General features: G+C 61.7%; 6 protein-coding genes and 5 pseudogenes. 6 read left to right on the top strand and 5 right to left on the bottom strand.

Annotation, left to right across the window (positions count from 1 at the left end; all coding sequences use genetic code 11):
* Positions 1-2 precede the first annotated feature (2 nt).
* From VZ068_RS12695 to VZ068_RS12680, 4 genes are all read left to right on the top strand, one after another.
* Positions 3-2,297 (top strand): DPP IV N-terminal domain-containing protein, encoded by a 2,295-nt coding sequence (locus VZ068_RS12695; protein WP_349657704.1) that lies wholly within the window; start codon positions 3-5, stop codon positions 2,295-2,297.
* Positions 2,188-4,149: a DUF6055 domain-containing protein gene (locus VZ068_RS12690; RefSeq protein WP_349655507.1), complete on the top strand. Its 1,962-nt coding sequence runs from the start codon at positions 2,188-2,190 to the stop codon at positions 4,147-4,149. Before VZ068_RS12695 ends, VZ068_RS12690 begins: the two co-directional genes overlap by 110 nt.
* Positions 4,150-4,740: 591 nt before the next feature.
* Positions 4,741-7,635 (top strand): TonB-dependent receptor, encoded by a 2,895-nt coding sequence (locus VZ068_RS12685; protein WP_349655506.1) that lies wholly within the window; start codon positions 4,741-4,743, stop codon positions 7,633-7,635.
* Between the two features lie 159 nt (positions 7,636-7,794).
* The gene (locus VZ068_RS12680) at positions 7,795-10,170 is read left to right on the top strand and encodes a glycoside hydrolase family 127 protein (RefSeq protein ID WP_349655505.1); all 2,376 of its coding nucleotides are present in this window, start codon (positions 7,795-7,797) and stop codon (positions 10,168-10,170) included.
* Positions 10,171-10,385: 215 nt separating this feature from the next.
* Here the strand turns inward: VZ068_RS12680 and VZ068_RS12675 are convergent, their stop codons facing one another.
* Complete coding sequence (locus VZ068_RS12675; RefSeq protein WP_349655504.1) at positions 10,386-10,877, bottom strand: hypothetical protein; 492 nt, start codon at positions 10,875-10,877, stop codon at positions 10,386-10,388.
* Positions 10,878-10,880: 3 nt separating this feature from the next.
* Positions 10,881-12,068 (bottom strand): annotated as a pseudogene (locus tag VZ068_RS12670) (RHS repeat-associated core domain-containing protein); the annotation flags it as partial.
* Here VZ068_RS12670 and VZ068_RS12665 point away from each other — a divergent pair.
* Positions 12,018-12,428: pseudogene (locus VZ068_RS12665) on the top strand (DUF6805 domain-containing protein); the annotation flags it as partial. The pseudogenes VZ068_RS12670 and VZ068_RS12665 sit on opposite strands and share 51 nt — an antisense overlap.
* Here the strand turns inward: VZ068_RS12665 and VZ068_RS12660 are convergent.
* From VZ068_RS12660 to VZ068_RS12650, 3 genes and pseudogenes are all read right to left on the bottom strand, one after another.
* Positions 12,412-12,938 (bottom strand): annotated as a pseudogene (locus VZ068_RS12660) (RHS repeat protein); the annotation flags it as partial. The pseudogenes VZ068_RS12665 and VZ068_RS12660 sit on opposite strands and share 17 nt — an antisense overlap.
* Positions 12,939-12,968: 30 nt before the next feature.
* The gene (locus VZ068_RS12655) at positions 12,969-13,406 is read right to left on the bottom strand and encodes a hypothetical protein (RefSeq protein WP_349655503.1); all 438 of its coding nucleotides are present in this window, start codon (positions 13,404-13,406) and stop codon (positions 12,969-12,971) included.
* Positions 13,407-13,911: 505 nt separating this feature from the next.
* A pseudogene (locus tag VZ068_RS12650) lies at positions 13,912-14,625 on the bottom strand (RHS repeat-associated core domain-containing protein); the annotation flags it as partial.
* On the opposite strand from VZ068_RS12650, the pseudogene VZ068_RS12645 reads away from it, so the two are divergent.
* Positions 14,575-14,982 (top strand): annotated as a pseudogene (locus VZ068_RS12645) (DUF6805 domain-containing protein); the annotation flags it as partial. The pseudogenes VZ068_RS12650 and VZ068_RS12645 overlap by 51 nt on opposite strands.
* Positions 14,983-15,153 lie beyond the last annotated feature (171 nt).

The following is a 15,153-nucleotide window of genomic DNA, read 5'->3' as shown; positions in this document are numbered from 1 at the left end:
CGATGCCCGCTGCCGCAGCGACCTCGTCAGCCAGTCCTACCACCGCAGCCGCAGCGGCTCCCACTGTCGCGGACTACACGCGTGCGCTCGGCCTGTCGCAGCACTACGCCGCGCTGGTCGAGCATGCGCCCAGTGCGCCGACCTGGGTCGATGCCGGGCGCTTCCTTTATAGGCGCGGGGTTGCGCGCAGCGGTCGGCCGCCGGCCATCGAGTACCGCATGGTGGAGGCCGCCAGCGGCCGCAATACGCTGGCCTTCGACCATGCACGCCTGGCGGCGGCACTGACCCAGGCCGGCGCGCAGAAGGTGGATGCGGCAGCGCTGGCGCTGCAGGCACCAACCCTGCAGCAGGACCGTCTGGCGTTCCAGCTCGCCGACGTCGGCTGGCAGTGCACGTTGTCGCGTTATTCCTGCGTGCATCTGCACGACCGCGATGCGCCGCCGGAGTCGATGGATATGCGGCTTCCGCTCAAACAGGGCGAGCGCGATGCCAAGCTGTCGCCGGATGGACGCTGGCGTGCCTGGGTGGAGCAGGCCAACGTGGTGATCGCCCCGGCGAGCGGCGGCGAGCGCAGCGTGCTCAGTCGCGATGGCAGTGCGCAGGACTACTACGCGCTGGACAGCCTGGTGTGGTCGCCGGATTCGCAGCATCTGGCCGCCTATCGGGTCAAGGCGCCACCGCCGCGCATGGTCTACTACATCGAATCGGCACCGGCCGATCAGGTGCAGCCCAAGTTGCACCAGCAGGTCTATCCCAAGCCCGGCGATGTGTTGCCGGTGATGCAGCCGGTACTGTTCGACATCGCCACGCGCGCGGCGCATCCGGTGGCGATGACCCTGCTGCCCGATGCCTTCAGCTTGAGCGAGATGGTGTGGTGGAAGGACAGCCGCGGTCTCACCTTCGAGTACAACGCACGCGGGCATCAGCTGTACCGTGTCATCGAGGTGGATGCACGCAGCGCCGCCGCGCGCACGCTGATCGAAGAAACCTCGCCTACCTTCATCGAATATTCCGAGCTCAGCGGCGAGCACGAGGACGGCGGCAAGCATGCGCGGCGCGATCTGGCCGATGGCGCGCAGATCGTATGGGCCTCCGAGCGCGATGGCTGGGAGCATCTGTATCTGTACGACGGCCGCACCGGCGCAGTGGTCCGCCAGGTCACGCGTGGCGACTGGGTGGTGCGCAAGCTCGATCGCATCGACGAGACAGCCGGGCAGCTGTACTTCAGCGCCTCCGGCATGCAGCCCGGCGAAGATCCGTATTATCGCCACGCCTATCGCATCGGCCTGGACGGTAGCGGTCTCACGGCGTTGACGCCGCAGCAGGCCGACCATGCCGTGCAGTACTCGCCAGACGGAACGTGGTTGCTGGATATGTACTCGCGCGTGGATCTGGGGCCGGTGCTCGAGCTGCGGCGCAACGTCGACGGCAGCGTGGCACGCACCATCGAGCGCACCGATCTGAGCCGCCTGCTGGCGGCCGGTTGGCAGGCGCCGTTGCCGTTCCATACCACCGGGCGCGATGGCAAGACCGAGATCTGGGGGGTGATCCATCGCCCGCAACAGCTGGATCCGCAGCAGCGCTACCGCGTGGTCGAAGACATCTATGCCGGCCCGCAAGGCTCCTTCGTGCCGAAGGGTTTCACCACGGCGGTGCCTTCGCTGACCGCGCTGGGCTTTGCGGTGGCGCAGATCGATGGCATGGGTACCAACAATCGCGCGCGCGCTTTCCACGACGTGGCCTGGCGCAACCTCAAGGATGCCGGCCTGCCGGATCGCATCGCCTGGCACAAGGCCGCTGCCGCGCAGTATCCGTGGTACGCCATCAATGGCGGCGTCGGCATCTACGGCACCTCGGCTGGCGGCCAGAATGCCTTGGGCGCGTTGCTGTTCCATCCTGAGTTCTATGTGGCGGGCGTGGCCAACTCCGGTTGTCACGACAACCGCATGGACAAGATCTGGTGGAACGAACAATGGATGGGCTGGCCGGTGGGGCCGTGGTATGCCGAATCGTCCAACGTGGAAAACGCCGCGCGCCTGCAAGGGCATTTGCTGCTGGTCACCGGCGACATGGACATGAATGTCGATCCCGCCAGCACCTTCCAGGTGGCCGATCGCCTGATCAAGGCCGGCAAGGAGTTCGACCTGCTGGTGGTGCCCGGTGGCGACCATGGCGCCGGTGGCGAGTATGGCCGCCGGCGCCTGCTGGATTTCTTCATGCGCTGGATGCAGCAGGCACCGACGCCGGAGTGGAATCGCACATCGTCCACCCTATCGGTCACACAGCCGCCAGCGTGATCGCACGCGCGTGTCACGGTCAGCGGGGCCGGTGCAGGCAGCGAGCGCAGCTTCATTTCAAAGGCCGCCATTCCGGCGAGTCCCGTTGGAGAACCTCATGCAGCATCGAACACGCGGCATCGTCAGAGCGATTCTTGCAACCGTCTTATCGGCGGCACTCCCCGGCATTGCCGCAGCCGCGGAGGCTGTGGGGTGCCAGTCGCTGTCCAACGACGCTCCCTGGGGCGCCGCCCAGCCATTGCGTACCTGGACGCCGGTCCGCAGTTCGGCGGCATTGAATGCGGTCGGCGCTGCCGACGGGGCGCCGTTTCAGGCCAGATTGATCACTGCGTTCGGCGAGGATTCGGCGGTGTCGGTGCGATCGGTGGTGCTCGAGTACCCCGATGGTTGCCGACGGCGGTATCAACTGCTCTCGTTCGCCGCGTCCGACCGGCAATACGTCGCCACCGTCGCCAAGGCGCATCCGGCGCGGGTGGATCGACGCACGTATCTGACCAAGGCCGAACCGGACACCATTACCGCCGCGATGCTGGCGACTGGATCCGCGAAGAGATACGAAACGCAGCACTTCGCATTCTGGTACGGAGTGAATACGGCCGCGGAGAGTTATCGCGATGTGGCCACGCGCGGCGTCGCGTGGACAACTTTCGTTACCCGGAGCGCCGCCTGGTTCGAAAAGGTCTGGCAGATGAATGCCGACCTGCTCGGCGCACCGATGCCCTATGCGGCAGCGACGGCGCCCAAACGTATCAATGTCTACCTGTGCGGCACCGGGCTGCCGTATGCGCAGGGCGGCGATCTCACTGAATGCGGTGCCAGTGGAGGGCAGGCGATCGGTATCTCGTCCTGGGCGCTTGGGTACGGCTCGCATTCGGTCGCGCATGAGTTCATGCACACCTTGCAGTACTACAGTGGCGGCTACCGCAATTTGCAGGCCGCCGGCTGGTTCTGGGAAACCCATGCCAACTGGAGCGCGTTTCAGACCGCGCGGATGGACGATTCTGCAGTGGCGTACTACCAGTCGAACCTGGAGAACGGACCGCTCTTTCCGGAGAGCCGCTATGGTGCGCATCCATTGTTGATGTTTCTGGCCGAAACCGATGCAACCCGCTCGCTGGTCTGGGAGATGTGGCTGAAAAATCAGCGCAATGCCGCTGGCGATACCCTGGAGCTGCCGATTCAGACAGTGGTTCGCCTCGGCCAGCAACAGGGCGTGTTTCCGCAGGGTTTTCGTTCGTTTGCAGATTCCATCGGGCGCTATGGCGCTCGGCTTGCCGCATTCGATTTCGTCAGCCAGAAGGCCTTGCTCGACATCAGCAAGGATCGTGCGGCCGCCAAGCGCTATGTACCGTTGAAGGCATTGGCCACGCGCGGCCGCTATGCCTCCTCACCGGAGCGGCCATTGAACATCTATGGCACCCACGTCATTCCGCTGACCCCGCAGACTGGAGCAAAGGCGATCAGCGTGAGCCTGCAGGGAAAGACCGTGGCTGATCAGGCTGCGTGGCGCTTCACCCTGGTCAGCCTGGATGCGCAGTCCCATCCCACGTACGCACCGCTGGGCGCAGTGGACGGCACGGCGAAGAGCGCGGTGACCTTGACGCTGCCTGCCGGCAGCACGCAGACCTATCTGGTCGTGACTGCCACGCCGTATCGCTACAGCGTTGTGCCGACCGCCGTCGAACAGCTGGCAGGCAAGAGGCCGTTGCAGTTTCCGTACGAAGTCAGCATCACCGGGGCCACGCCGCTAGCGGGCCTGGCCACCACCTGCTACGCCTATGCAGGAACCGATGGGCTGGATCAGAACTGGAATACCAACGGACATCGCACCGATGACAAGCCGTGCAGATGAGGCGCTGATCTTTCGGCAGTGAGCGTACCCGACGGCAGGTTCAGCGTCTGGATCTGCCGCCGGGGCGGACGATGGCCAACGCGACGATGCCAACACCTGTGGGGTGAGTGCAGGTGTCGCTGCGACGCCGCCGTGTAAGCGCGATATGCCGCTATGAGCACCCCATGATTGTCTGGCGCGGGCAGGGTTTCTGCAGTCGCTCGCGGTCTGGCGGCAGGCGGCATCTGCATGCAGTCATGCTGCAGCGATGTGTCCGCGCACGCCAGTGCGCATGCCAACCATGCTGTTTTCCGCATGCACTGTCGCCAAATGCGACAAGACGCGGCGCGTGCGCACAGGCACATTGTGACCAGCTGATGAAACTGGAGCGCATGGGCGCCTCCATTAACGAACCAACCTCCATCTGACGACGCGTGGTGACGCGATCGATGCCGATCGCGTGCGTCGCCGGGTGTCTGCGTCTGCGTTGTCGTCATGGCGAAGCATCTCGCCGTGGCTGTTTCCGCCTTCGATGTTTCCCGCACTGGTGCATGCCGGTACGGACGTGTGTTGCCCGTCGGTTACCCGCTTTTTTTTAATCAGGAGCCTTGCATGTCGATGTTGTCGCTGCCCATCCATCGCCGTCCCGTCACGGGGCCGCGCCCGCTGCGCAGCACGCTTGCCGCCGCGCTGGTCGTGGCGCTTTCCGTAGGCACGGTGGTTCCCGCGCTGGCGCAGCAAGCCGGCAACGGCGATGCAACGCAGACGCTCGACAGCGTTGTGGTCACCGGCTCGCGCCTGCGCCGCGTGGATACCGAAACCGCCAATCCGGTGGTCACGGTCAGCCAGGAACAGATCGCGGCGACCGGCAAGGCGACGGTGGGCGATCTGTTGCAGGAACTGCCATCGATCGCCGGCAACGCCACCAATCCCTACACCAACAACGGCGGCGGCACCGGGGCCTCGGCGATTTCGCTGCGCGGCCTGGGCGAAAAGCGCACCCTGGTGCTGGTCAACGGCATCCGCCTGGCCTACAACGACGTCAACGCCATTCCGTCCAGCATGATCGAGCGCATCGAGGTGCTCAGCGATGGCGCCTCGGCGGTGTACGGCTCCGATGCCATCGGTGGCGTGGTCAACTTCATCCTGCGCACGCACTTCGATGGCGTGCAGTTCAGCAGCGACTTCGGCACCAGCAGCGAGCGCGACGGCAATCGTCGCAACTTCGCCCTTACCGCCGGCAAGACCTGGGAGCGCGGCAGCCTGATCGGTGGGCTGTCGTATCACAACATCGACCCGGTCTCGGCCGGTGCGCGCGACTATTCGAAGGATGCGCTGGCGCTGACCGATGGCGTGCCGGTGAAGCAGGGCTCGTCTGCCACCCCGACCGGCACGGTCAACTTCAACGATGGCTCGGATCAATCCAATCAGCTCCGGCAGGTCAACGGCTGCGCGCGCGTCACGCTCAATGGCGGCGTCAGCGGCCGCGCGGGCCCTGGCGATTTCCACTGTTACAACGCCAGCGCCGACTCCTACAACTACCAGCCGTTCAACCTGCTGCAGACCCCGCAAAAGCGCACCAATGCCTTCCTGCTGGGTACGTTCCGCTTCAGCGACAGCGTCGAGGGTTACCTCAACACCTGGTTCAGTAAAACCGAGTCGGCCTCGATCATCGCGCCGATCCCGATCTTCTCCAACGGCGACAACATCCTGGTGTCGTCGCAGAGTTACTACAACCCGTTCGGGGTCAACTTCGGCACCGATCGCACCACGGGTACCTCGTACAACGACCTCAACACGCGCGCCACGGTGCTCGGCAACCGCAGTTATCAATACAACACCTACAACTTCCAGATCAGCCCCGGCCTGCGTGGCCGCTTCGGCGACAGTTCCTGGCAGTGGGATGCAAACTTCAACTACGGCAAGGTCAAGCAGAAGTCGATCAACAACGGCTTCCTGGACTATGCCGCGTTCAACCAGGCCATCGGGCCGTCGTTTCTGGACAGCGATGGTGTGGTCAAGTGCGGTAGCGCGGGCGCGGCGATTGCAGGGTGCACACCGCTGAACTTCTTCAACCTCAACGACAGCTCCAACCTGGCCACGTTGCAGGGCATGGTGGTCAACCCGATCGTGACCAGCGTGTACACGGTCAAGCAATTCGAAGCCAACGCCAACGGCACGTTGTTCGAACTGCCGGCTGGCGCGGCGAGCCTGGCGGCCGGGCTTTCGTATCGCAAGGAGCGCTCGACGACGGCGTCGGATGCGCTGTGGACCGGCGACGAGAACGGCCTGTGCGGGGTGATCGAGTACTGTTCGTCCACACTGAGCGGCAGCTTCGACGTCAAGGAAGCGTACGCCGAAGCGTTGTTCCCGCTGCTCAAGGAGCTGCCTGGCATCAACGCGCTCAATATCACCCTGGGCACGCGTTTTTCCGATTACAGCTCGGTGGGCAGCAAGACCAACAGCAAGGTGTCGCTGGAGTATCGGCCGATCGAAAACCTGCTGGTGCGCGGCACCGTCTCGCAGGTGTTCCGCGCGCCCAACATCAATGAACTGTATGCCGGTGTCGCAGGCGATGCAGCCACCGTCAACGACCCCTGCAACGGCTACACCGGCGGCAACAACGTCGCCTGCGCCAATGTGCCCACCGACGGCAGCTACCAGCAATCGGACGGGCAGGTGTCGGGCAAGGTGTCCGGCGCGGCAGTGGCCGGCTACCAGCTCAAGCCGGAAACCGGCAAGTCGTACGACGTGGGCCTGGTCTATGACCCGCAGTGGATCGACGGCCTGTCGATCAGCGCCGACTGGTGGCGCATCGATCTGGAAGACACCATCACCACCGTCTCCGCGCAAACCGTGCTCAACCAGTGCTACGCGAACTCGGCAAGCGCGTTCTGCGCGTTGATCCATCGCAACGGTAACGGCACCATCAATTACATCGCCGAGCCCACCGTCAACCTGGGCAAGCTGTGGGCCAAGGGCATGGACTTCAATCTGACCTACCGGTTGCCGTCCACGCCATGGGGCAACATCACCGCCGGCCTCAACGGCACCTATCTCACCCGCTACGACGTGCTGCCCGACACCACCGACCCCAGCTCGGTCACCATCCACAATGTCGGCCGCTACACGCAGGCGTACGGCAACTTCCCGCGCTGGCGCGCGCTGGGGACGGTGAGTTGGGCCTTGGACGACTGGAGCGCCACCTGGCGCATCCGCTATGTCGGCCACACCGCCATCGGCAATTCGGATCCGGACCAGAGCCTGTCGGCCGATTCCAGCACGCCGACAGTGGTGCGCAACATCGGTGCGTACGTCTACAACAACCTGCAGCTCGGCTACAACGTGGAGCCCTGGCATACGCGCTTCGAGGTGGGCGTGGACAATATCGCCAACAAGCAGCCGCCGTTGTATTACTCCAACAACGTGGGCAATGCGAACACCGATGTAGCGACCTACGATCTGCTCGGCCGGTTCTACTGGGCGCGTGCAACGGTGAAGTTTTGAGTGCGGCCATGGCGCCACCGCTGCCCGATCGCACTGCTGCTCTCCGATCCGGCCGGGCGGCAGCAGACCACGTCACCGACTGCTTTGCAGTGCGAGTGTCGGCCTGTGCTGTAACCGCGCGCGCAGTCCGCAAGCAGCGGCAGGAGCTAAGCTGAGCCCATGACAGAGCCATCCCGCACCGAGCGCGTCACCGATCACACCTTGTCCCTGTCGCGGCGGCGCTTTCTGGCCTGGAGCAGTCTGGCAGTGGCTGCGGGCTTCCTGCGCTTCCCCGCCGATGCCAGCGCCGCCCAGCCTGGCCGCATGCGCGCGGTGCCGCTGGCCCAGGTGCGCCTGACGCCGTCGCTGTTCCTGGATGCGCTCGACACCAATCGCCGCTACCTGATGCGGCTGCAGCCGGACCGGCTATTGCACAACTTCGTGCTGTACGCCGGTCTCGACCCCAAGGCGCCTGCCTATGGCGGTTGGGAAGCGGACACCATCGCAGGCCATACGCTGGGCCACTATCTCAGTGCGTTGGCCTTGATGCATGCGCAAACCGGCGATGCGCAATGCGCCACGCGTGCCGCTTATCTGGTGAGCGAGCTGGCGCGTTGCCAGGCACATGGAGGCGATGGTTATGTGGCCGGCTTCACCCGCAAGAACGCCGCAGGCAAGATCGAAAGCGGGCGTGCGGTCTTCGATGAACTCAAGCGCGGCAAGATCGACCCCGCACCGTTCTATCTCAATGGCAGCTGGGCGCCGCTGTACACCTGGCACAAGCTGTTTGCCGGCCTGCTGGACGTGCATGCGCATTGCGACAATGCACAGGCGCTGCAGGTGGCGGTGGGGCTGGCCGGTTATCTGCAAGGCATTTTTGCGGCGTTGGACGGTGCGCAGCTGCAGAAGGTGCTGTCCTGCGAATTCGGTGGCCTCAACGAATCGTTCGTCGAGTTGCATGTGCAAACCGGCGATGCGCAGTGGTTGGCACTGGCGCAGCGCCTGCATCATCACGCCGTGCTCGACCCGCTGATCGCCCAGCGCGACGAACTGGTGCACCAGCATTCCAATACCAATATTCCCAAACTGATCGGCCTGGCACGCGAGTACGAAGTCACCGGCGATGCCGCATCCGGCGCGGCCGCGCGCTTCTTCTGGCACACCGTCACCGACCACCACACCTACGTGATCGGCGGCAACGGCGACCGCGAGTACTTCCAGCAGCCGGACAGCATTTCAAAGTTTCTCACCGAGCAGACCTGCGAGCACTGCGCCAGCTACAACATGCTCAAGCTCACCCGGCATCTGTATCATTGGGGGCCGCAGGCTGCATATTTCGACTATTACGAACGCACGCTGCTCAACCACGTGATGGCGCAGCAGCATCCGCGCACCGGCATGTTCACCTACATGACACCGCTGCTGGCCGGCGAAGCGCGCGGCTGGTCCACACCGTTCGACGATTTCTGGTGCTGCGTCGGCAGCGGCATGGAGGCGCATGCGCAGTTCGGCGACTCCATCTACTGGGAAGACGGGCAGGGCGTCTACGTCAATCTGTATGTGCCCTCCACGGTGCGCGATGCAGCCGGGTTTGCGCTAAGCCTGCGCAGCACGCTGCCCGAACAGGGCCAGGTCACACTGCAGATCGCCGCAGCGCCCGCAACGGCGCGTACCCTTGCGCTGCGCGTGCCTGGCTGGGCCGGCGCGTTCACCTTGCAGGTCAATGGTCAGCTGCAGAACCTGCAACCGATGGATGGGTATTTGCGCATCGAACGGGTATGGGCCGCTGGCGACACCGTGTCCCTGCAGCTGGAGATGCCGCTGCGCCTGGAACCCACAGCGGACGATCCGGCATGGGTCGCGATCATGCGCGGCCCGCTGGTGCTGGCGGCCGACCTCGGCGATGCCGCAACGCCGTGGAGCAACAAGACCCCGGCGCTGATCGGTGGTGACGATATTCTGCAACGCCTGCGGCCGCTGCCGGCGCACGGCCACTACGCCTATGCCGATGGCGCCCAGCAATGGCAATTTTCCCCGTTCTATGCCCAGTTCGATCGCCGCAGCGCCGTCTACCTGGAGCACCGCGACGCCTCCGCCTGGCAACAACGCCAGGCCGAGCTGGCGGCGGCGGATGCGGCGCAACGCGCACTCGACGCGCGTGCCCTGGATCGCATCGCCCTGGGCGAGGAAGCATCGGAAAAGGCGCACGCCCTCACCAGCGACAGCTCCTATGCACTGAGCTACCGCCGCCGCGCCGGCCGCGACGCCCGCACCGGTGGTTTCATTGCCTTCACCCTGCGCAACACCGCTAAGGCCCGCATTCTGCGCCTACGCTACTGGGGCGACGAAACCCGCCGCCGCTTCCGCATCCTCGCCGACGGCGAACTCATCGCCAACGAACGCCTGGACGGCAACCGCGGCCTGGACTTCGTCGATGTGGATTACGCCTTGCCCGCAGCGGTGGCAGGCCGCGCCACCCTGCAGATCCGCATCGAACCGGAGACCGGCTACTCGGCAGGGCCGGCGTTCGGGTGTTGGGTGTTGGCGTCGGTGTGAGCGTTGGGGCGAGTGCCCCCGGGGTGCAACGAGATTCTTGCGATGTATCAAAAAACAGGTTGCCAACAACTAAACAAATCCTAGAAGTGTGCAGAAAAATCAAGCGAGAAATCAGCCGCACTCTCTTCTTTTTACAGGAAAAAGAGGGGCTGTTTTTTTGGGGGTGGCTTAAAGCCTATTTTGTAATTTAATTTACTATTTTGTTATTAATTTTTCTAGCCTTTAATGCTTTCTATGAAATTGATATCATTGTTAAATTGAACGACAATGACGTCAGTTTCCAGGCATATGCAAAAGAACACCGAATCAGAGCTCTGAGGGGCAGGTGTTGCGGCTAATTTTATGACTTGGGTTACTTTATATCCACTTATTGCATTCAAAATATCATCCATGATGCGAAATGAAAAATAGTTCTGAAGCTTATTAGTTTCTTCGGCATTTCCGTAGCGAAAGTCTCTAACAAGGAACGGTCTAATCTCAACTTCAAGGTCGCGAAGTCCGTTTTGAAGAACTTGAATATTTGAAAACTCCAGATCAGGAAGCCAGCTGAAGTGGTCTCTAATGGCGGCTTCACAGGATTTTTCATCCTTCAGTGGAGCAATAAAGGCATAGGCTGAATAGTCTCTGATGTTGCCGCTGTAGGTTGCTATTCCTGAAAGAAATCCGTCCAATCTAGAAACGCTTTTTTCAATATCTAATTCGCGCATTTTTTATCCTGGGCAATTGCCGCCACAAATGTTCCTATACGATGACTCAAGTTTTGCAAGAGCCGCTGATAATATTGCAATTCGTGTGGAGTGTCCTTTATAACTTGCGGAGCGCGGATTCAAGTCAGTTCGCCTCCACGAAATTTGTGCCCGCAACACTCTAGTTGCATGAGCGAGCTTTCTACATGCTTCGTCACCGCCGAACGGATCTGGAGTAAAGTAAGGGGCCGCGTTTTCTTGGTAGTGATCATAGGGGGCTGGGCCAGCGGCAAGTCCGCTTTCAGACAACGCTCCAAGCTGCTCATCTAACCAGTTTCCAGCAGACTGTGCTGCCCTTTGGTATGCACCGGTGACGTAGCAGGTGCCAACTTCCATCGTGGCTCCAACAAGCGCACAACCACCCCAGCCAATTCCAGGTATTAAGCATGCGCCAGCGGCAACTGGATTTTGGCCAGTTGGGTCCATCAAACTCAAAGGTTGCCCGGCAACATAACCATAAATATTGATGCCACCTTCTAGCCCAATCGGATCACTCTGCCCATACCGTCCAGTAGCCGCCTCGTAGTCACGGAAGTAATTCTGATTCCATCCACTCGCTGCATCAAACCGCTGCCCCGGAAACCGCATATCCAGCACCAACGCTGCACCATCGCCATCCGGGTCCTGATTCGGCGCGGTGTTGCCGAAGGCTTCGCCCTTCAAGCTCCACGTCCACACCGCCACATCGCGGGTGGGGTCGGTCACCACGCGCGGGCTGCCCAGGTGGTCCGGTTCGATGTAGTGCAGCGTGTTGGCGTTGGCCAGCAGGCCGACCGGCAAATCGTCTAGCCAGATCGCCTGCTGCTTGGCCGCGCCATTGGTGTCGTAGTCGCCCAGCCAGTGGCCGGCTTCATCGTAAAGCATGTAGGTGTTGGTGGTGCCGAGGAAGCGGCGCACCTGCTCGCCTTTACCGTTGTAGCGGTAGTTCATCACCAGCACGCCTGCACGCTTGACCATGCTCATGCGGCCAGATGAGTCGTAGGGGAACTCCCGCGCCTTGCCACCGATGCTCAGCGTATTGCCCGTTTTGTCGTAGGTGCGCGCCACGCCAGCTACTGTACTCAGGCGATGATTGGTCGTTGGATAGGTGTAAGCGTGTGTCACGCTGCCGACCTTGGCGCTGAGGCGATTGCCGGTGGCGTCATAGCTATAAAGGCGCACGCACTCACCAGCGATAGCTCCTACGCACTGAGCTACCGCCGCCGCGCCGGCCGCGACGCTCGCATCGGTGGTCTCATCGCCTTCACCCTGCGCAACACCGCCCAGTCCCGCATCCTGCGCCTGCGTTACTGGGGCGACGAAACCCGCCGCCGCTTCCGCATCCTCGCCGACGGCGAACTCATCTCCAACGAACGCCTCGACGGCAACCGCGGCCTGGACTTCGTCGATGTGGATTACGCCTTGCCCGCAGCAGTGGCCGGCCGTACCACCTTGCAGATCCGCATCGAACCGGAGACCGGCTACTCGGCCGGGCCGGCGTTTGGGTGTTGGGTGTTGGCGTCAGCGCGGTGAGATTGCCGGCCGGCTCAAAGCCAAAGCCGATCTCCAGCCCGCCTGGTCGGGTGTCCTGGATGGGCTGCGAGCGGTAATCCAGATGATAGAGGCGGGCGAGTGTGCGGCCATTGCCATAGGTGTAGGCGGCCACAGGGCCGAGCCCAGAAAAACCTGCCGCGTGCCGCCGGCGGTGGTGACGCCCACTTCTGCGGTCTCACCTTGGGCATTGCGAACATAGTCCACCGCTGCACCATCGGGATAGGTTGGCCGGCTTGGTGTAGGCGTAGCGCAGCACAAAAACGCCTTGCCGTTGGTGGTCTGCACCTTGAGCTTCAGATCGAAGAAGCGTCGTAGCAGTAGTCAATGCTGCTGCTGCCGTCCTGCATTGGGCCAGGCGGTAGATGGGGTGGGTCTCGCCGCTGGCGCAGGTGGTCTGGCTGAATTGTTAGGTGTAGATGCTGGTTGTCGGATGGTCCACGTAGTCAGCTTGCCCAGGGCATTGGGGCTGCATGAGATATTCCCCACAGCTTTTTCCTTTATCTTTATCCTGGTGAAATTTTAAAACCAATTACTTTCTTCCCGCGGACTTTCAATTATCTTTATAAGCTCGTCGTGCTTTCTGGTGTATTTCATTGTTGCGAACGTCCCCATATAGGTCATCGCACCAGATTCAGGGCTGGCGGAGAATATAAAAAAATTATCATTTTTTGGACGCGCTCCAATTTTCCCCAGAAATACCTGGATATCAAGTATCTGCGAAAGTTTTGCTCGTGGACTTGCTAGAATCACAGTTTTGCGAGCGCAATGCTTAAAAAAAACTTCGAATGAATCTCGCCCCTTGACAAGGTGCTCATTCACTTTCATGACTTCAATATTTTTAACTAGGTCAAGTTCCACTATGACTAAATCCCGAGCATCGCAAGAGGTTGAAGCTGCAGCGTATGAAGTATGAAGAATCCCGGCGACCCCGATAGCTACAACAGCTAAGTGCCTCATTTTAGTCTCCTATGTAACGTAAGACGGTGGATCCTTCGGGGAACTGATCAACCCCGGCAGGTCCAACGTATATATCATGCGCCCCCATCGTAGTGACGCCGCCATTCACGCCTGGAACTACTATAGCAGTATGGCCTGTCGAATTTGGACCCGCATTTCTATTTGCTGCAATGTCCCCAGGCATGCGTTCTTCGTACTTGCCTAGTTGCCTCCAATTTGGAATATATCCTTTTGCCAGTTCGACGGCGGTAGCGCATCTATCTATCTGTTGGTCATTTTTACCTCTGATCGTAACAGTTGTTGGGGCTCCTGCATTCGAGGCCGCATCACAGACAAATGACGAGCATTTCCAGGAATTTGCAGGATATTGCGTAGACCTAGACTGGTAGAATCCGTAAGCAGTTGATCTTACATTTTGCATCGCCCAACTCGAGATGGCGTTACGCTTCTGTAAATTGGTTAAGCTTCCCTCCATAAGATCAAGCACATCAAATTTTTCAAGGGAGCTACTGCCAGCATATGAAAAAGTGCTAAGTCCGCCCAAAAGACCGATTGGGTCACTCTGCGCGTATCGCCCGGTAGCAGGGTCGTAATCCCGGAGGTAATTCTGATTTAAGCCACTGGCCGCATCAAACCGCTGCCCCGGAAACCGCATATCCAGCACCAACGCTGCACCATCGCTATCCGGATCCTGATTCGGCGCGGTGTTGCCGAAGGCTTCGCCCTTCAAGCTCCACGTCCACACTGCCACATCGCGGGTGGGGTCGATCACTACGCGCGGGCTGCCCAGGTGGTCCGGTTCGATGTAATGCAGCGTGTTGGCGTTGGCCAGCAGGCCGACCGGTAGGTCGTCCAGCCAGATCGCCTGCTGCTTGGGCACGCCATTGGTGTCGTAGTCACCGAGCCAGTGGCCGGCTTCATCGTAGAGCGTGTAGGTGTTGGTGGTGCCAAGGAAGCGGCGCACCTGCTCGCCTTTACCGTTGTAGCGATAATTCATCACCACCGCGCCTGCACGCTTGACCAAGCTCATGCGGCCGGATGCGTCGTAGGGGAACTCCCGCGCCTTGCCACCGATGCTCAGCGTATTGCCTGTCTTGTCGTAGGTGCGCGCCACGCCAGCTACTGCACTCAGGCGATGATTGGTCGTTGGATAGGTGTAAGCGTGTGTCACGCTGCCGACCTTGGCGCTGAGGCGATTGCCGGTGGCGTCATAGCTATAAAGGCGCACGCCCTCACCAGCGACAGCTCCTACGCACTGAGCTACCGCCGCCGCGCCGGCCGCGACGCCCGCACCGGCGGTTTCATTGCCTTCACCCTGCGCAACACCGCCCAGGCCCGCATCCTGCGCCTACGCTACTGGGGCGACGAAACCCGCCGCCGCTTCCGCATCCTCGCCGACGGCGAACTCATCGCCAACGAACGCCTCGACGGCAACCGCGGCCTGGACTTCGTCGATGTGGATTACGCCTTGCCCGCAGCAGTGGCCGGCCGTACCACCTTGCAGATCCGCATCGAACCGGAGACCGGCTATTCGGCCGGGCCGGCGTTCGGGTGTTGGGTGTTGGAGTCGGCTTGAATATTGCGCCGGCCTAAGCTCACGATGAGAGTGAGTCGTCCCCCGTCGGCGGCCCGACGCACGCGGTGCGGCATGTGGACGAGCCAATCGATTGGACGAGCCAATCGATGCACCTACGCCGCAGCAGCTTGGGCTATTCCATAGGAGCGCCACACATCCAGGCACGGGGTG

Origin of the sequence: Xanthomonas sp. 10-10 (genome assembly GCF_040182365.1) — a bacterium.
Lineage (GTDB): Bacteria > Pseudomonadota > Gammaproteobacteria > Xanthomonadales > Xanthomonadaceae > Xanthomonas > Xanthomonas arboricola_F.
Note: the sequence above shows the minus strand (reverse complement) of the source record. Positions and strands in the feature narration are given on the sequence as shown.

Excerpts from the sequence above, each read along its gene's own strand:
- VZ068_RS12675 (WP_349655504.1), bottom strand. The coding sequence starts at position 10,877 with ATGCGCGAATTAGATATTGAAAAAAGCGTTTCTAGATTGGACGGATTT.
- VZ068_RS12695 (WP_349657704.1), top strand. The coding sequence starts at position 3 with ATGCCCGCTGCCGCAGCGACCTCGTCAGCCAGTCCTACCACCGCAGCC.
- VZ068_RS12690 (WP_349655507.1), top strand. The coding sequence starts at position 2,188 with ATGGCCGCCGGCGCCTGCTGGATTTCTTCATGCGCTGGATGCAGCAGG.
- VZ068_RS12680 (WP_349655505.1), top strand. The coding sequence starts at position 7,795 with ATGACAGAGCCATCCCGCACCGAGCGCGTCACCGATCACACCTTGTCC.
- VZ068_RS12655 (WP_349655503.1), bottom strand. The coding sequence starts at position 13,406 with ATGAGGCACTTAGCTGTTGTAGCTATCGGGGTCGCCGGGATTCTTCAT.
- VZ068_RS12685 (WP_349655506.1), top strand. The coding sequence starts at position 4,741 with ATGTCGATGTTGTCGCTGCCCATCCATCGCCGTCCCGTCACGGGGCCG.